We start from the raw sequence: 18,137 nt of genomic DNA on the forward strand, positions 1-18,137 counted from the left end.
TTTCCTATGACATCCTTTTTTACCCAAATTCGCACTCAATTTAAACGCCGTCCAGCCTATCAAAAATGGCTATTTTGGCTTGTCAGCGTGTATTTACTGTTTTGCGCCATTTTAGGTGGTTTAATTCCAGCGATAGCCAAGCAACAATTGCCACAACAGTTAGGTGAAATACTCGGGCGTCAGGTCATTGTGCAAGACATTCACATTAATCCCTTTACCACTGAGCTCACAGTGACTGGTTTTGCAATAAATGAGCAAAGTGATGACGCTCAATTTGTCAGCTTTGATCGTTTATACGCAAACTTACAAGTGTGGCAATCATTGCGATTAATGGTACATAGTGTTGGAAGATGTCGTGTTAGAACAGCCTAAAATTCGTGTTGCTCGACGTCAAGATGAGCAACAGCATGATGTCTATAACTTCAGTGACATCATAGAACGTATTGCCAGTGAAAGTAGTTCGCAACAAGCAGAGCAGCAACCGCAAACTGCAGAAATGTTATCAATGCGCATGGCAAATATTCAGCTTATACAGGGTACCTTCACGCTAGATGACCAAGTGACTGACACCTTGATTAGCTACCCCAATATTCAATTTAAGCTCAGCCAATTTGATAGCATCCTGGCTGCCATTGATGACCAGCAAGACTTGGTCAATCAATTTAACATCGCCATTGAAGATCAGTACCAAGGCGGGCTAAATCTGCAAGGTCAACTGCAGTTATCACCCTTAACGCTACAAGGCGACATTAATCTTGCTAACATTGACTTATCACGCTACTGGTCATTTATCGACCAACTGTTCGCCATTAATTTAGCTCAGGGGCAATTAAGCGTTAATGGTCATTATAACATCGCCTTACAAGATGCAGCACTCGCGCCAATAAGCGACATTAAGATTAGCCGGTACGCATCATCATTGAAAACGTTAAGGCTGTTCATCAACAAGATGAAAAAATATCGATTGGGGTGCTGGCAATAAACAACATCAATGTTGATACCCCAAAACAACAAGTCACTATTGATGAATTTTACACCGAAAAGGGTAAAATAAACCTCAACATCACCCCAACAGGCGCTGACTTGGCGACCTTATTACTCCCTAAAAACATTGAGTTAGTCAGCAGCACTGACAATGCCACTGTGCCAACAAAAGCAACAGCCTCCCCTGAAAATGTCAATACTGCCGCCCAAACGCAACCGGCCACGAATGACCAGCCATGGTTAGTCACCCTAAATCAACTTAAACTCGATCAGTATCAAGTAACCTTAGGCGAAGGTATTGCCAGCGATAACATCATCATTTGGCAACTGGGTCCAATTAATGTCAGCACAGGCAAAGTGGTGTCAGATTTTTCAAGCCCGATTGACTATCAATTCTCAACCGGCATTAACGAACAAAGTCAATTAAATTCAAACGGACAAATTGATGTATTAGCCCAAAGCATTAATGCCGACATCGACTTTAATAATATGTTGCTAACTCGCTTACAACCCTATATTGCTCCTTATATCAATGTCACCGTTACTGATGGTGTATTTTCTACAAAAGGCACCTTAAGTGCAGATGCTAACGACAGCTTAATTTACCAAGGCCAAGCCCAAATCGCTCAGCTTGACATTAAAGATAATGTGCTCAAACAGCCATTATTGAACTGGGAAACCATGGACATAAACCAGCTGTCATATGACCGTAAACAAGCCAAAATTGATATTGATGAGATTAACTTTGACAGCCTGTTTAGCCGTTTGATTATTTCAGCAGACCGAAGTACCAATATCAGTCAGTTAATTCATGACAATACCCCGGCCACTGATACCCCCGAGGCTGAAACATCAGAGCCGCAAACGGTCAGTGCCGCAACGCAAGAGTCTCCAGAGGATAATACCGACAGCCCTGAAATGCAGCTCAACATTAATCGAATTGGCTTTAAAGACAGTTCTGCCTTTTTCGCAGATAACTCACTCACCCCCAACTTTGCTTCTGGCATTGAGTTACTCAATGGTGATATCACCCATTTATCTTCCAACCCACAAACCACTGCATCAGTGGATTTAGCCGGTAAAATTGATAAATATGCCCCTGTAACGTTAAAAGGCGATGTGAACCCTTTACTAGAGCAACCGTATCTAGACTTAAAGCTCAACTTTAAAAAAGTTGAGTTGACATCGGTTAACCCATATTCAGGCACCTATGCAGGGTATTATATTGACAAAGGCCAACTCTCATTAGATTTAAACTACCAATTAAAAGACAGTGCGCTGGTTGGTAGCAACCACCTTGTCATTGACCAACTAAAACTGGGTAAACGCAGTAATAGTGAAGAAGCTACAAGCTTGCCTATCAGTCTTGCGGTTGCATTATTACAAGACCGTCATGGTGTTATCGACTTAGGCGTTGATGTGGAAGGCGACATTGACTCACCAAGCTTTAGCTTTGGCAGCGTTATTGTTAATGCGCTGGGTAACGTCATCACTAAAGTCGTGACCTCACCGTTTTCATTTATTGCAGGCCTTGTAGGTAGCGAAGAAGCCATCGATAAAGTCAGTTTTGGTCATGGAGTCAGTACCATTGAACACCAACAACAAATAACATTAGACAAACTCGCGAGCGCCTTGCTTGAAAGACCATTACTCAACCTTAATATTAAAGGCAGTGTTGATGTTGCTAACGACCAACCCGCCCTAGCAGAGCGTAAACTTCACCAAAAACTCGCCAAAACAGCGGCCATAAAACCTCGCACCCTGCCCAAGCATTTGTCAGCCAGTCAATTCCCAGTATCCGGGGCATTAACCGATGCGCTTTACGTATTGTTTGAACAAGAGTTAGGCCAATTACCTAACGACATTAAACAAACCATCGTGGCAGAAGTGCCAGAGATATCCCCAGAAGAATTGACTACTCGTTGGCATATTAGCTTGTACAACATGTTGAAAAATAATCAACAAGTGAGTGCCGATGACCTAGGTTTGCTCGCTCAAGCACGTGCTCGCGCCGTAAAAGCGTATTTAGTAGAACAAGGCCAAATCGATGCAGGTAAAATATTTGTGCTTGAAAGCCGAATAAACACCAATCAAAATGCAGCAATGGCCATGTTAGAGTTACAAGCAAAATAGTTAAGCCCTGTTATCCAAAGTAAACTTCGAGTAGACTGCGGCTAATTTTTTATTAACCCGTTATTCAAAATGTAACGGGCTTACCATGATAATAATTAAGGATAAATATGTTTATTGTTCGCTGGATTTTAGGTCGAATTATTTTGTTATTAAATTTTGTATTTGCACCTAAAAAGCGTCAACGCCCACCAGAGCAACAAGATGTTATTAACCAACAAACGCAATCATTAGCGTTATATCAATATGCTGCATGTCCATTTTGTGTAAAAGTTCGCCGTGAAATGCGTCGTCAAAATTTGAACATTAACCTCGTTGATGCAAAACAAGAGCAAAATAAAGCCATTTTGACTGCTGAAGGCGGCAAGTTACAAGTGCCCTGTTTACGCATTGAACAAGACGGCCAAACTCAATGGTTATATGAATCAAAGGCCATTACCAGCTACCTAAACGAGCGCTTTACTTAACATCTTGTTTGGATCTGATTAAGCCGTAGTGATTGCGGCTTAACATTGTAAATATTATCTTTAAATAAATTTACCCGAGCGCGGACTATCTTCACCATGGTTGCTTAAGGTATGATTTATTAGATTATTTTGGCTTTAGGGGATATCAGTGTTTAAAACTTGCTTAGTTATTTGTAGTACGGTGTTGTTGAGTGCGTGTAGTTCAAATCCACCGGATCCGATGGACTTTGCCGGCCAATTTCGTGATACCTTTAGCACTCAAATAAAAGGCGATGGGATTAAGCTCTTTACTTATAAAGCAAAACTCGCGACAGCAACCGACCGCGCCCTGCCCAATGACCAACCTCATGACCAACGTGTAACGCGTCGTAAACAAGACTTGCAAAGTTATCTCGCTGAACAACGTAATGCTGAAAAACGCCTCGAACTGTGGCATCAACAAGTTGATTTAGGGTTACAAAAAACCATCGAAATGAGTGGTTACTGCAAAGACGGTTTTGTTGAGTTGAGCCGTTACGTTGAAACAGATCGCGCTGAAATTCGTGGCGAATGTAATGACGGTGCCACCCCAAAAGACATTAAAAAGTTCGGGCAATAACATCAACGCTATGTTATTGCCATTGATAGCGCTAACGAGTCTGTCAAACTCTTTTTGATAAACTGCTGTATACTCCCCAGCAATTACGCTAAAATTAGCCTCCAATTTTCTCGTAAAGCCGCCGATGGCAGTTAGACCAGCGTCTTCACGTTTTGATAAGCCATTTATCTTCTGAAATGATATGAATAGTTTGTCGTTTACACAGTAAGAAGTCAGATGAATAGAAAGCAAGAGATGATCAAAAAGTTGGCCAAGCGTGCTAAAGCACGTAAAAACAAAGTAGTGCCATCTAACCCAAGCAGCAAACCTGTTGAGCGTTATATTTCTAAAGCTGAACGCGAAAAAATCGCTTTAGCTGCGGCGGCGGAGCAAGCGGCTGCCAATAACGACACCGACGCACCTGCTGAAGCCGTTGTTGATACGCCTGAGACGGCAGACAAAAAGTAACTGGCTTGGCGCTAATTCGCGCGACGAAAAAGCCCCTATGACGTGAACCGTCATAGGGGCTTTTTGATCTGTAAACACGCGGTTAATCTTTGTTATCTTGCTGGCCTAATTGCTTACACAAAGGCTCTTCATCTAACTGCCCCATTTGGGTTCGCCCCGAGGTAGGTAATGGCGCGGCGACCATATCAATATTCATCGCATCATCTTCTAACAGCTTTTTGTTGGCATCGACTGACACAATACTCTGATGGCTGATTTTATCAACGAGGCGATACGCACACAGTATACCAACTACACCAAAAATAACCGCGCCAATAACCTGCCCAATGAGCACCCCGTAAACACCGCCCCACTGCGCACCAAAATACACAAAAGGAATGGTACCAATGGTCGCTTTACCAACATTAAACAAGGTTGAATACTTAGCTTTACCCAAATTATTAAACGAGGCATTGGCGATAAATAAAATCCCCGAGAAAATAAAGAACACCGCAATATATTGGCAGAAAAATAATATCAATTCGGCTGCATCACCTTTCATGTCAAAGCTGCTTACAATCACATCTCTCAGCAAAAAAAGTATTAACGACATGGCTAATACGTACACCACGCAAAATTGAATCGCCTTGGTTAAGCTTAAGCGCACGCGATCAAATTCGTTTGCGCCAAAATTTTGCCCCACAATGGACCAACTGCACCTGATAAGGCAAAAATCATCCCAAAGGTGACCGGTATAAGTCGGCCTAACACCGCCCAACCCGCAACATAACTGTCGCCAAAGTCTGCAATGGCTCGTGTGACGACCGCATTACCAATGGGAGTGGCCACATTGGTTAACATCGCAGGGGCTGCAATGGCAAAAATCACCCCTAAATCTTGTTTAAACTCGACCCAGCAAAATCGGCCCATTAACTTGTGCTTAATCACCACGCCACGAGCAGAAATAATAAACACCGCAATACGCGCTAATACAGACGCCGCGGCTGCGCCTTCTATCCCCATCGACAACGAAAAAATAAAGATAGGATCAAGCACCGCATTCACACCGCCACCAGCCAGTGTTGACATCATCGACAATTTTGCATCACCTACCGCACGCAGCGCGCCACCTAATGCCATTGCTAAGCAAATAAACGGTAACGAAGGGATCAATATGGTCAAATAGCTTTGTGCCAGCTCAGCGGTGCGTCCTGTCGCGCCCACTAAAGCCAGTAACTCAGGAATAAAACTAAACACCACAATAGCCACCAGCACGCTGGTTAACAAGGTCACTATTGCACTGTTTAAAAATAAACGCCTAGCGAGTTTAATATTTTTTGCGCCTACCGCCTTAGACACCAAAGCCCCTAACGCAATCGACAAGCCGATTCCAATTGAAGTCGTAAAAAATGAAATAGTACTGGCATAACCCGCTGCGGCAGCCAACTCGACTTCACCCAGTAAACTTAAAAAGAAAATATCAAGTAAATCAACAATGAATAACGCCGAAATGCCAACTGCCGCGGTCGAACTCATCACTAATATGTGACGTAAAATAGGCTCTTCGACAAATTTTGCTGTGGTCATGCTTATCCTTTAATAAAAATCACCCAGCAAAAAAATCTGGATGATAAAGAGCAGGCTGTAAAAACTGGGTGGTGTATAACATTAGAGTTTTTCTAACTCGCTACCACAATGATTACAGTATTCTGCGTCGTTATCATGGCCTTTTTTGCCACAATTACTGCACTTACGTAAATCACGAGTTCTCACCATCTCGTGAGAAATCTCAGCCGTTAAAATCCCCGTGGGTATGGCAATAATCGAATAACCAATCAACATGGTTAATGCCGCAATGCCCTGGCCTAACGGCGTTTGTGGAGTGATGTCGCCATAGCCAACGGTGGTAATGGTTACAACAGTCCAATACATGGATTTAGGAATCGACGTAAAGCCATTATTTGGCTACTTCAACCACATACATAATCACACTGAGTACCATGATAATGAGGCTGACTGAAAAGAAAAACATAAACACTTTACGGCTAGACTGCATCATCGCTTTTAATAGCAAATTGCCATCGCTTAAGTAACGCAATAGCTTCAATACTCTAAATACCCGGAACAGACGCAGCACACGCAGCGCTAACGCAACATTGGCTCCAGGGAAAATCAATGCTAAGTAACTGGGTAAAATCGACACTAAGTCGACGACACCAAAAAAACTGCGGGCATAATGCAACCGATTAAGCGAACAGTATAATCGCAATATGTACTCAACGGTAAACAATACCGTAAAGCTCCATTCAGCGATACTAATTAACTGTCCATATTGCTCATTAATATGCTCAATAGTGTCAATAAAGATCAACAGCACACTCAACACAATGCATATCATCAAAATAATATCGAAACGCTTACCTTGCGGGGTTTCAGTACCAAAAATGACACTTCTTAGTTGTTGTTTAAGCGGATTATCCGCTTTTTCTTCAGTATTCATTTTAGATTTCGCTATATTTGGCAATCTTTTAGGTGAACTTGCAAAAATCTTGCAAATAAACTCGGCTAACTAATATCAATTAACCCTTGATGTCGTTAAAATCTAACATTGACTGTCGAGTTTTAACATTCGGAATACGTCATTTTACAATAAAAATTAAAATGGTCATTGGTTTACGGAGATTTCATGCGCGCGCTGTCTATATTATTTATCCTTGTATTGTGTTGTCCACTGTGGGCAAATGCTTCATCGTCGCAATCCTTGCACGCTAAAATTGATTTAGTCGTCGTCAATAAATCAGAGTCTCGCTTGTCCGTATTACGCGAAGGTAAAGTGGTTAAGAGCTACCTCATTGCCATGGGTGATGTACCGCAAGGACATAAACTTAAAGAAGGCGATCAACGCACCCCACAAGGTCGCTATACCTTAGATTACAAAAAATCAGACAGTGCGTTTTATAAATCGATTCATATTTCATATCCTAACGAAGAAGACAAATTACGCGCTGATGCACTCGGCATCCCTGCCGGTGGTATGATCATGATCCACGGTGAAAACCCTCGCTCGCCATTACCGCCAGAAGAAGCACAAAAGTACAACTGGATCAATGGTTGTATTGCCGTCACCAATAAAGAAATGGACGAGCTTTGGCAAATGATTGATGCTGGTACGCCGATTGAAATCTGGCCATAAACCATGCTCATGAATACCGTTTTTTGTTAATTTTGAGTAAGCCGATGAATTACCAACAGTTACAATACACTTGGGCAGAGTTTAGCCAACGCATTACTGCATTTGTTACCGAATTAGGCCTAGACAGCTTATCTTTACAGGCTGATCATGCCGCTCTTCGTGTTAATAGCAATTCAGCAGCGCAGCTTCTTGCAGATGAATTTAGCCAGCATGGTGAGGTGATATCGAATAACATGATTAATGGCAGGCCATTTTAATCATTAAGCTTACTGAGCCGTTAGTGATCGGCGCCATGCAAATCCCTTGTGTTGAATTGCCCTTTCCATCAAATAAAGTTTACCCGGTAGAGGGTTGGGAGCACATTGAATTGGTGTTTCCATCACAAGCGCAAACCTGTGAAGCCCTTGTTGCCGAACTAATTGAACAAGCACCACAATTGGCCAGCATCATAGATAATGCTCAAGCTGGGGTTGGAAAGATTAAGGTGAAACAGAGTTCACCAAAAGGTGATAACGAGCGTTTAGCCAACCCAACCATCGCGTTTAAAGCTAAGGGGATTTGTGTAAAAGTGCATCCTCATGATATTCAAACCATTATCGCCAGCGAACAGTAAGTTAAGCAGCTTGATGACAGTTCTATTATACCAATCGGCATATTTAACGTATTTTAATTAAACGTATTCAACGTTTATTTTTACGTTTAATTAGAAATCGTAGCGCAAGGAAGTGCAATAGGGGCAGCGCGGTATACGCAAGTAATATTGAATCGAAAAAGAATATCCATTTTACGATTAGCCACTTCTCTGTTCCGCTGCACAAGTTGTGACCTAAAAATGCAAAACACTTATCTTCTGGCGTCATCAACATCATAATGGCAATAACAAAAATTCCCACGAAGATGGATGAGCGTTTAGCCATTTCAACGATAAGCGCTTTACTTGGTTTTACTTTATTCAACATTGAACTTAATCAATGACTTTAGTCATAAACAGACTATTAGGATCAGCCTGATAGTCTGCAAATGAAGCCACAATATTCAAAACCATGACGTTGATACAAACGTCTTGCGGGGGCAAAAAAATCCATCGTGCCGGTTTCTAAACTCAACTGCTGATAACCACGACGTTTCGCCTCATTGAGCAGATGTAATACCAAGGCTGTCGCCACGCCCTGGTTTCTCGCTGCTGCAGCTGTGCGCATTGACTTAATTTCGCCATGGGTATTATTGAGCTCTTTTATCGCCACACAACCTAACACCTCGCCTTGATTCTTTGCACACCAAAACGTAATACTGGGGTGGCTTAATTCGTCGATATCTAATGCATGCACACTTTCGCGTGGTGAAGTCGCATACATATCAGCCAAGTGCGCTTGTAATAATTCAATCACACCAGCGTCTTGTAAATCATCCAGCAAAATGTCCATCGACTAACATTCCTTAGGGGTAAGTGTTTTAGTTAATCATTAATTTATGTACAATTTTTAGCCACACGGCTAAAAACTAAATTTAGCCTCTAAATTGTAATTATGAATCCCTACACGTTAAATAAAATCACCTTAATTAACAATAAGCTTTTTAGCCACAGCACGACTTTCGAGTCTAAGTAAACCGAGTAAAAATAGCGTTCCCATCACAACCACACTGGCCGAAACATATAAACCAATATCATAATGGCCAAAAAACTCGGCTAAATAACCCGTAGGAACAGGCGCAATAATTTGCGCCGCGCCATAGGATAAAGTCATGGTACCCATAAACTTAGCAGGGTTACTGGGATAAAACTGACCAGCCATGGTTAATACTAAACTGACGCAGGCAATAAAGGTGCCGCCAAAACATAACGCACTGGCAATAACCACGGTTAAACTGTCATTCATCACAGGCAGAATAATCCCCACGGCTTGCAAACAGTAAGCGGCTAATAACGCTTTAACATAACCGGTTTTGCGCGCAATTCTGTCCCACACTAATGCGGCAGGCGTGGCAGCAATACCAATGAACAAAAATGCTAAACTGCCCTGGCCTTGTAATCCCTCTGTACGCTCGACAATATCGACAATGAAGGTTGAGCTAACGACATAGCCATAACCGGCACAAAAATAGGCAAGCATCATCAGCAACTTAAATTCGCGACTGGGTGGATTATCGTTAGCAACCTCTCCTTGCTGCTCACCGGCTGACGGATGCGGCATCCATAACCATGCAGGAATAGAAACCACAGCGGCTAACAGCGCAAGCGCTAACCATTGTTGCTGCCAATCAGCTGACAGCCCAAGCATTAACTCGAACAATAATGAAGTGATAATAATGCCAAGGCCTGCACCCGCAAAGTGGATCCCTAATTCGGCGCGATGATGGTGTCTTACCAGCCACTTTAAGATAAGACCAGAAGCAATGATAAACCCGCCAGAAGCACAAACACCGGCAAAAAAGCGTAATATTGCCCAAGTGACGATATCAGTCGTCACCACCATGGCGGCAGAAGTCACCACACTCAAGAGTAAATAAACACGGTGTAAATGGTATTTGTAATGCAGATTATGCATGCTCGCCGCCATAAACACGCCAAACATATAACCCATAAAATTAGTGGTCGCCAACCAACCAGCGCCAGACTCAATTAAACCAGCACTGTCCTGCATTATCGGTATTAACAAACTATAGGAAAATCGTGCCACCCCAACGGTGACGATTAAACTGCAAATACCTGCAAAATAAACTCGAAAAGCGGTCAATTCCTTTAACATTATTTTGCGCCTAATCGAAAAACGATTAACAAACAATACGTCAACCTGCTAATGTTAAAAATTGAATTATTTTGAAGCAAAACTTCTTATATTGAGAATCATATGGAAATGTTAATACTCGAAACCTTTAAAGCCGTGGTCGATGAACAAGGCATTAAAGGCGCGGCAGATAAACTCAATACTGTACAATCTAATATCACAAATCGGATTAAGAAGCTCGAAGCTGAGCTCGACACCAAACTGTTTACGCTGATGGGCAGAAAGCTGCAGTTAACCCCAAACGGGCAACAGCTATACGATTACGCTGGGCAAATATTGTTATTACAACATCAAGCTATTTGTGCTATTTCCCGTAGTAAAGACACTTACGAGTTACGTGTTGGCATGCCCGAAACATTTGCCGCCGTACACATGCCTTTAGCGCTTAAACAACTTAAGCTCAACCATGCTGAAATTCGCACCAAAATTCATACAGACACTAGCGAAAGATTAGTGTTCTCAGTGTTAAATAATAAAGTCGATTGCGCTGCAATTGGCAATGCTCCTCAACATAAAAATTTAGTAGTGATCCCAATCGTTAAAGAAGAATTGATCATGGTGACGCCGCGAGACAGCGAATATGACCCGGTATTATTGGTTAGAGATGAAGGCTGTGGTTACCGACAACACGCTATGTTGTGGCGACAACAAGCTGGTCGAGGCAATGATGAACTCATGATAATGAGTAGTGCAGATGGCGTATTGGGCTGCATTGCTGCAGGTTTAGGTTATACCATTATTGGTAAAAATATGGTGGCAGGCAGCCGTTATGAAAAATCATTGGTCATGACACCTGTGAGCCACGGCTCTAAACATGTTCAGTTATCGATTGTTTATCGTAAAGGCAGCCCATTAGAGTCTGGTATTTTAACCCTAGCCACCTTGCTGACAAAATAACTCAAACATATTATTCACATTAAAGTGGATATCGCCTTAAGATGTCAATATGACCATGACAGTGTCATTTTAACATAAACAAAAAGTGTCCTTATGACAGTTGCGCCTTCAATAAAAAACATAAGGAACTGATAAATAACAATTAAATATATTGGCACGACACCTGCAATAACATCGTTAACAGGTAAGAATTTTACTTTATAACGATTAACTTTCAATTATTACAGGTGTAAATATGACTATTCACATTAAAAACAACATCAACTGGGTTGGCCAACGCGACTGGGAAATTCTTGACTTTCATGGCACTGAATATAAAACCACTAAGGGCACCAGCTACAACAGTTACCTTATTCGTGAGCAAAAAAATGTCTTAATCGATACTGTTGACCATCGTTTCAGCCTGCAATTCATTCAAAACCTTGAGATGGAAATTGATCTTAATCTAATTGATTACATTGTGATTAACCATGCAGAAGAAGATCACTCTGGCGCATTGGCCGCACTCATGGCAAAAATCCCTAATACCCCAATTTATTGTACCGAAAATGCCATCGACTCTATTACCGGCTTGCATCACCACCCTGAATGGAATTTTAATATAGTCAAAACTGGCGATAGCCTAGATATCGGTAACGGCAAACAATTGGTCTTCATTGAAACCCCAATGTTGCACTGGCCAGACAGTATGATGACCTATTTAACCGAAGATGCCGTGCTATTTAGTAACGATGCTTTTGGTCAGCATTATTGCGATGAACGCTTGTTTAATGATGAAGTTGACCAGATTGAATTAATGGATCAATGCTTACGCTATTACTCCAATATTTTAACCCCGTTTAGTGCACTGGTAACCGCTAAAATTAACGAGGTTTTAAGCTTTAACCTCCCTGTTGATATGATTGCCACCGCCCATGGTGTGGTGTGGCGTGACAACCCAACACAGATTATCCATCAGTATTTGCAATGGGCAGATAACTACCAAGAAGACCGCATCACTATCTTCTACGACTCAATGTCTAACAACACTCGTTTGATGGCTGATGCCATTGCTCAGGGGATCCACGATGTTGACCCTGGCGTCTCTGTTAAAGTGTTTAATGTGGCACGCCATGACAAAAATGACATTCTTGCAAATGTGTTCCGCTCTAAAGGGATTTTGGTCGGCTCATCAACCATGAATAATGTCATGATGCCAAAAGTGGCTGGCATGCTTGAAGAAATCACCGGATTACGTTTTAAAGATAAAAAAGCCGGTGCATTTGGCAGTTACGGTTGGAATGGCGGCGCAGTAGACCGTATTCACACTCGCCTGACCGACGCCGGATTTGAAACCACAGTCGGCCTAAAAGCAAAATGGAAACCCGACGGAAAAGCCATGCGCGAATGCCGTGAACATGGCCGCCAAATAGCAAAAAGCTGGGCGTTACATGATCTCAGTAATGTTGATTCGATTTCATCACCTCTTACTCAAAATCAAGCGGCTAAATTAACAGAAGAAGTAACACCTGCAGCTCAAACACCATGCGCATCAAGTACTCGGGTTAGCGATACACAAGAGATGCTATGCACCGTGTGTAACTGGGTATATCAACCCGTATTAGGCGAGCCAAATCAAGATGTACAGCCGGGTACGCCTTGGTGCGAAGTGCCAGACTTTTTCCTTTGCCCAGATTGTGGTTTAGGTAAAGAGGTATTTACACCGATTGCACAGAGGAAAGCATCATGAGTGCACCTATCATCATTATTGGCAGTGGCTTTGGTTCATATCAATTAATTAAAGCCATTAGACGTACAGATACACAACAACCGATTACCGTTTTTACGCTTGATGAGGGTCATGATTACAATAAACCAGATTTAAGCCATGTATTTAGTCACCAGCAAACCAGTACTGATTTAATTCGCCAATCAGCGCAAGAGTTTGCTGCACAGTACAACATTACTTTGTATCCATTAACGCGAGTAGACAGCATTGATAGTCAACAACAACGGATATGGGTTAACAACGTCGCCTACCCTTATTCACAATTAGTATTGGCAACTGGGGCAAAAACATTTATCCCACCTATGCAAGGTAACGCCAGCAACAAGGTGATGACCTTAAATAGTCTGCAAGAGTTTGCCAGCGCACAACAGCAATTGCATGAGGCGAAGCGGGTAATGCTGATTGGCGCAGGGCTGATTGGCACCGAAATCGCAATGGATTTAAGTTGCAGCGGTAAACACGTGGTAGTTGTCGACCCAAGTAAAGGCGTCATGGCGAACATGTTACCCGACCTCGTCGCGTCTACGCTGCAAACTAAGCTAACTGAGGCCGGTGTAGAGTTTGAGTTTGGCCAAACGGTAAGCGCACTTAATCAAAATGAGTCTGCCCTTTGTGCCACGCTGAGTTCTGGCAAAACCCATCATATCGATTGCGTTATTTCGGCAGCCGGATTAAAGGCTAATGTGGCCTTGGCTACACAAACAGGCCTTGAGGTTAATCACGGCATTGTGGTTAATCAGCAACTGCAAACCTCTGTTAAGCATATTTATGCGTTAGGCGATTGCGCCGAAATCAATGGCAAAGTGATGTCGTATCTGCAACCCATTTTGTTAAGCGCCAATGCACTGGCAAAAACCTTATTAGGCCAACCCACAACGTTAAGTTTACCGGCGATGTTAATTAAGGTTAAAACCCCACAAATGCCCATTCAATTAGGTGGCAGCACGGTTAAAGATGTGGCGTCTTGGCAGGTAGACATTGATGCAAAAGGCTGTTCAGTTAAAGCCTTTAACGAGCAAAAACAAATTATAGGATTTGTGGTCACCCAAGAGCATATGAACAACACGTTCCCGTTACTCAGGGCTTTACCCGCAAATCTTTAACCTACAATTTAAATCGGTGCTGATTACTTGGTATTGCATTGGTAAACAGCACCCTAAGGAGAACATTATGTCTCATCAACGTATTCCAGCTGACTGGACTATCCAGCGTTCTACCCCATTTTTTACCAAAGACAATGTACCTGCGGCTCTACTGACTCACCATAATACCGCCGAAGGTGTTTTTGGTCAGTTATGCGTAATGGAAGGCGTGGTGACTTACTATGGTTTTGCCGACAGCGAAGCAACTGAACCAGAAGTGACAGTGGTGATTAACGCGGTACAATTTGCCACCAGCCCTCCTGAATATTGGCATCGCATTAAGTTAAGTCCTGATGCGCAATTCAATATTAATTTCTGGTCTGAAAAAGATAAAACCGGCCAAGCGATGTTTAATAGCAAATAACCTTACAAAGATACTGTTATCGTGATTAGGGACAGCATCAAGCTGTCCCACTGATTTATTCACTAAAAAATATGTCACCATAATAGGATTCAGCATCACGACCACAATTATCGGTATCGGTCATAATCGCAATCATATCTATGTATTGGTATGCTTTTTGGTTAGCTTTTGCACTGCCTTTGTCGCCAAATGTATCAATAAGATCTTGGTAAACATTGCGCTTTTCTTGATACCACACACCACTTTTTGAACCTTGACCTTGTATCGCCAACATTTTAACCCTTGAGCCAGCAAACGCGTTATCCCACAGCGCCCCTTTAGCTTGATTGCTCGACCAGACATAATTAAGTGATTTGGTGTTCCAAATAAACAGTCCGCCATCGATAACCACATATATACGCGCGATAAAATCATCACCGCTTTTACTTTGTTCATCTAACTGTGGCAACGTTTTTTCAACTAACCAACTCCAACTTAAATAAGGGGTATTGAGTAAATCGATCTTCTTTTCTAATACGAGTCCAGATGCCGAATTTTGACTAATGGCTTTAAGTGTCATTTGGCCTTTGTATTGTTCAACGCTATAAATTGATTTGCCTGAAAACTCTTTCGCTTGCCATTGTTCAATGCCTTGCTCACTCAATGCCGTTAAATTGGTCACCGCTTGCGCATTCACACATAGCAAAAAACTCAATAACACGACTATCCATTTGCACATGCGACTCTCCAATCTTGTTATTGATCACTGAGTTTGAGTAAGTGAAACGGTCTCAAGGAAAACGGCAGATTACAGTAGAATGTGATTACTTAAACTCCGCTAGCGCCGTTAAGGCTAATTGGGCTTTATCTGTAGGCACAAAAATATGATCGTGATAATACGCGGCGATAACATTGGCACTGATATTAAATTCGGTGAGTTTAGCCGCTACCGCCGCCGTTAATCCAACAGCCTCTAGGCTTGAATGCACGGTTAAGGTAATTTGTTTAAAACTTGCTTCAAAGGCCAATCCGGCAGCCATTGCAGCCTCTTTATTGACGACTAAGGTTAAGCCTTCGCTCTCGCAAAATGCCGCACGTGGATTTAATCGAGCATATTGTTCATATTCCCCCTGAACAGTGCAAAATACAAATTCACCGTCCATCAATTTAGGGCTCATGGACGTCAATAGTAGGTCTAAGTCGGCCATACCACTCATAGACTACAATCCTTTTTGATAATCCATTGATTTAGCAGGCAATAATATGGCCACATGTGCTATTGCAAGATAACCGCAGAATAACACGCTTTATGCTAAATATACTTATTTTGCTGCTTTTTGTGCCGCTAATACTTTTTCCATTGGCGGTACAATTGACACTGGGTCTAAACGCATTTGGAACCAGTTTAAACGCCAATCTAAATGCGGACTCTGTCACTCGGCCTGTCGCGCCAATTTCTGCCACTTTATCGCCCTGCACAACGGTGTCGCCAACCTTTAAATACAATTTACTTAAATGTAAAAATGTTGAACTCACCCCATAACCATGGTCAATAATCACCGTACCACCAGAATAAAACATATCAGGTTCTGCAAGGGTAATCACCCCATCAGCAGGAGCCACGACCACAGTGCCTGTTGGCCGAGCAACATCTACGCCAAAATGCGGGTTACCAGGCACATCGTTGTAAACACGCTGGCTGCCATAAACACCCGAAATACGCCCTGTTACCGGCCAAATAAATGACTGCATAAACGCCTGTTGATCTGAAAAAATATCTCTTGCTGCGCGAGTTTGCTTAGCGTCTTTGGCTGCTCTTGCTTGCGCAACAGGATCAGGCTTCATGATTTTTTTACTAATTCCGGTTATACGGTCAATTTTGTATTGTTTCGGGGCAATGTTAAGCGGTTTAATTTCGGTTAATCCGTCTGGGTAAGTCACTTTAACCACTTGTTCTGCAGCAGCATCTCGGTCAAAGCCAATTGCAAATGCCCCTGTCGGTGTCACTTTTACTGCCTGATCATTTAATAACACTGTACTGCCCACGGGTACCGTTCCGCGAACCAATGCACCTTGCTCAAACTTGCCTTGAAAAGTCACTGCTGCTGCGCTGGCGCTAAACCCTAATATGCAGAGCATTAGCCAAGCCGTTGTAGACATTGCTTTAAGAGGTGATTGTTTAATTGACATAAAACCGGATTCCTTGTGAAAAAATAAAAAAAAGGGCTACCTTTAGGCAGCCCGTTTATCTTACTCGATTAACCTTTAACCGCAATGGCTACCCTTTGCCAATTCCTTCAAAGGCAATCACTTTAAAGTGGCTTTCAGGCACCTTGTTAGCTAACGTCGTGGCCATGTATTCAGCAAGCAGTTCGACTGTGGTGTCGTGTGGAATAAGGTCACAACATTGTTTCGGCATCGCTAACTGAAAATCACCTTGTGGCGCCATGTAGTGAAAACCAAAATGGGTTTCATCATTAATGCTGGTTTGCTTTGATAATGCTAGCGTTGCCACGGGGACTAAATCTTCTTCAGTACCCAGATAAACATCTTGCCAACGGTCGGCTACCAATACTGATCCCATTTAGGCTCTGCAATACCGTTTTCAAATACTGTGACAGGGCTACGATGACCATGCGCAATACGTTGGCAGTTACCATCATGTTTACGTAAACCATGGCTGTAATGGTAAAATGGCGTATCGAGCGCCTCATTACGTAAGGTTAAGCTAATGCCTTGAACATTGTCTGGCAGAGCTTCCCGCAGGGCTTTTTGAGAAAGTCATTCACGCTCTCAAAATCAATAATCTCAGTAGGAATCAGCGCAAATGCTTGCGACGGGCACGCTAAATGGATATCACCTTTTTGACTGGTAAAATCCATCCATACTCGGTCGCCTTTTTGCTGCCAGCGTACTTCGCTACACGCCGTTGGGATTAATAAACGATGATCAGCAACGTCATCGATGGTGTCTTTAATGGTGCGTTTTACTTTTGAAAAATCTAACACCATATTTTGCTCATCTAAGCCGCCATCGAGTAATACGTCGACAATCCAGCTTTCTCCTACCATTCCACGTATTGGACAAAGGTAAGAAAAATCGATAACGGTTAAATCTTTTACAAACAGTTGCATTAATGCTCCTAGGCAGAAAAACAGTCCACCTCAGTATAAATGTATCCCGAATGGCACATGCCAATGGAAAAGGTATCTTAAAACGTCTACATACGAAGAGATATCACCTCTTGGTCTAATACAAGGTAATAAAATTAACCTAACGACTTAATATAGCGTCAATAACACCGACATTCTAAACAAAAGCCGCTCTATGAGCGAGTAAACATAAGCGATTAAGCAAATAAAAACGCTGTGAGTGGCCAAATTAAGCCCGATGAGTAAAACGG

The 18,137-nt window shown here is 42.4% G+C and carries 16 protein-coding genes and 5 pseudogenes; 12 read left to right on the forward strand and 9 right to left on the reverse strand.

The window, feature by feature from the left end:
* Nucleotides 1-6: 6 nt before the first annotated feature.
* The 6 genes from N4T56_RS10790 (at nucleotide 7) to N4T56_RS10815 (ending at nucleotide 4,626) form a co-directional block, all read left to right on the forward strand.
* Nucleotides 7-372 (forward strand): DUF748 domain-containing protein, encoded by a 366-nt coding sequence (locus N4T56_RS10790; protein ID WP_261733225.1) that lies wholly within the window; start codon nucleotides 7-9, stop codon nucleotides 370-372.
* A complete protein-coding gene (locus N4T56_RS10795) occupies nucleotides 356-982 on the forward strand; it encodes a DUF748 domain-containing protein (RefSeq protein ID WP_261733226.1) in 627 nt (208 codons plus the stop codon). Before N4T56_RS10790 ends, N4T56_RS10795 begins: the two co-directional genes overlap by 17 nt.
* A complete protein-coding gene (locus N4T56_RS10800) occupies nucleotides 970-3,117 on the forward strand; it encodes a DUF748 domain-containing protein (protein WP_261733227.1) in 2,148 nt (715 codons plus the stop codon). The genes N4T56_RS10795 and N4T56_RS10800 overlap by 13 nt, the downstream gene beginning before the upstream one ends.
* 107 nt (nucleotides 3,118-3,224) lie before the next feature.
* On the forward strand, nucleotides 3,225-3,581 hold the full coding sequence (locus tag N4T56_RS10805; RefSeq protein ID WP_261733228.1) for a glutaredoxin family protein: 357 nt from the start codon (nucleotides 3,225-3,227) through the stop codon (nucleotides 3,579-3,581).
* Between the two features lie 148 nt (nucleotides 3,582-3,729).
* A complete protein-coding gene (locus N4T56_RS10810; RefSeq protein ID WP_261733229.1) occupies nucleotides 3,730-4,179 on the forward strand; it encodes a hypothetical protein in 450 nt (149 codons plus the stop codon).
* Nucleotides 4,180-4,395: 216 nt separating this feature from the next.
* Nucleotides 4,396-4,626, forward strand: coding sequence for a DUF2986 domain-containing protein (locus tag N4T56_RS10815; protein WP_261733230.1), 231 nt, complete (start codon nucleotides 4,396-4,398; stop codon nucleotides 4,624-4,626).
* Nucleotides 4,627-4,708: 82 nt separating this feature from the next.
* Here the strand turns inward: N4T56_RS10815 and N4T56_RS10820 are convergent.
* Both N4T56_RS10820 and N4T56_RS10825 read right to left on the reverse strand, forming a co-directional pair.
* Nucleotides 4,709-6,192: pseudogene (locus N4T56_RS10820) on the reverse strand (MATE family efflux transporter).
* Between the two features lie 81 nt (nucleotides 6,193-6,273).
* Nucleotides 6,274-7,105, reverse strand: a pseudogene (locus N4T56_RS10825) (ion transporter).
* Between the two features lie 186 nt (nucleotides 7,106-7,291).
* On the opposite strand from N4T56_RS10825, the gene N4T56_RS10830 reads away from it, so the two are divergent.
* Together N4T56_RS10830 and N4T56_RS10835 are read left to right on the forward strand one after the other, a co-directional pair.
* The gene (locus N4T56_RS10830; protein ID WP_261733231.1) at nucleotides 7,292-7,798 is read left to right on the forward strand and encodes a L,D-transpeptidase family protein; all 507 of its coding nucleotides are present in this window, start codon (nucleotides 7,292-7,294) and stop codon (nucleotides 7,796-7,798) included.
* 44 nt (nucleotides 7,799-7,842) lie between these two features.
* Nucleotides 7,843-8,411: pseudogene (locus N4T56_RS10835) on the forward strand (VOC family protein).
* Between the two features lie 67 nt (nucleotides 8,412-8,478).
* Here N4T56_RS10835 and N4T56_RS10840 read toward each other — a convergent pair.
* The 3 genes from N4T56_RS10840 to N4T56_RS10850 all read right to left on the reverse strand — a co-directional run bounded on the left by N4T56_RS10840 (nucleotide 8,479) and on the right by N4T56_RS10850 (nucleotide 10,545).
* Nucleotides 8,479-8,757, reverse strand: coding sequence for a hypothetical protein (locus N4T56_RS10840; RefSeq protein WP_261733232.1), 279 nt, complete (start codon nucleotides 8,755-8,757; stop codon nucleotides 8,479-8,481).
* A gap of 42 nt (nucleotides 8,758-8,799) precedes the next feature.
* Nucleotides 8,800-9,222 (reverse strand): GNAT family N-acetyltransferase, encoded by a 423-nt coding sequence (locus N4T56_RS10845; protein ID WP_315903032.1) that lies wholly within the window; start codon nucleotides 9,220-9,222, stop codon nucleotides 8,800-8,802.
* A 132-nt stretch (nucleotides 9,223-9,354) separates the two neighbouring features.
* The gene (locus tag N4T56_RS10850; protein WP_261733233.1) at nucleotides 9,355-10,545 is read right to left on the reverse strand and encodes a YbfB/YjiJ family MFS transporter; all 1,191 of its coding nucleotides are present in this window, start codon (nucleotides 10,543-10,545) and stop codon (nucleotides 9,355-9,357) included.
* A gap of 102 nt (nucleotides 10,546-10,647) precedes the next feature.
* On the opposite strand from N4T56_RS10850, the gene N4T56_RS10855 reads away from it, so the two are divergent.
* The 4 genes from N4T56_RS10855 to N4T56_RS10870 all read left to right on the forward strand — a co-directional run bounded on the left by N4T56_RS10855 (nucleotide 10,648) and on the right by N4T56_RS10870 (nucleotide 14,755).
* Nucleotides 10,648-11,481: a LysR family transcriptional regulator gene (locus tag N4T56_RS10855; protein ID WP_261733234.1), complete on the forward strand. Its 834-nt coding sequence runs from the start codon at nucleotides 10,648-10,650 to the stop codon at nucleotides 11,479-11,481.
* 235 nt (nucleotides 11,482-11,716) lie between these two features.
* A complete protein-coding gene (gene norV / locus N4T56_RS10860; RefSeq protein ID WP_261733235.1) occupies nucleotides 11,717-13,210 on the forward strand; it encodes an anaerobic nitric oxide reductase flavorubredoxin in 1,494 nt (497 codons plus the stop codon).
* A complete protein-coding gene (gene norW / locus N4T56_RS10865; RefSeq protein ID WP_261733236.1) occupies nucleotides 13,207-14,352 on the forward strand; it encodes an NADH:flavorubredoxin reductase NorW in 1,146 nt (381 codons plus the stop codon). The genes norV and norW overlap by 4 nt, the downstream gene beginning before the upstream one ends.
* 67 nt (nucleotides 14,353-14,419) lie before the next feature.
* On the forward strand, nucleotides 14,420-14,755 hold the full coding sequence (locus N4T56_RS10870) for a DUF1971 domain-containing protein (protein ID WP_261733237.1): 336 nt from the start codon (nucleotides 14,420-14,422) through the stop codon (nucleotides 14,753-14,755).
* Between the two features lie 55 nt (nucleotides 14,756-14,810).
* On the opposite strand, the gene N4T56_RS10875 is transcribed toward N4T56_RS10870, so the two are convergent.
* The 4 genes and pseudogenes from N4T56_RS10875 to N4T56_RS10890 all read right to left on the reverse strand — a co-directional run bounded on the left by N4T56_RS10875 (nucleotide 14,811) and on the right by N4T56_RS10890 (nucleotide 17,868).
* Nucleotides 14,811-15,473: a DUF3047 domain-containing protein gene (locus tag N4T56_RS10875; RefSeq protein ID WP_261733238.1), complete on the reverse strand. Its 663-nt coding sequence runs from the start codon at nucleotides 15,471-15,473 to the stop codon at nucleotides 14,811-14,813.
* Between the two features lie 85 nt (nucleotides 15,474-15,558).
* Nucleotides 15,559-15,951 carry an ACT domain-containing protein gene (locus N4T56_RS10880; protein WP_261733239.1) on the reverse strand — a complete coding sequence of 131 codons (393 nt, stop codon included), beginning with the start codon at nucleotides 15,949-15,951 and terminating at the stop codon, nucleotides 15,559-15,561.
* 105 nt (nucleotides 15,952-16,056) lie between these two features.
* Nucleotides 16,057-16,894: pseudogene (locus N4T56_RS10885) on the reverse strand (M23 family metallopeptidase).
* A 118-nt stretch (nucleotides 16,895-17,012) separates the two neighbouring features.
* Nucleotides 17,013-17,868: pseudogene (locus N4T56_RS10890) on the reverse strand (6-carboxytetrahydropterin synthase).
* Nucleotides 17,869-18,137: the final 269 nt, after the last annotated feature.

The organism is Shewanella phaeophyticola, assembly GCF_025398315.1.
Taxonomy (GTDB): Bacteria; Pseudomonadota; Gammaproteobacteria; order Enterobacterales; family Shewanellaceae; genus Shewanella; species Shewanella phaeophyticola.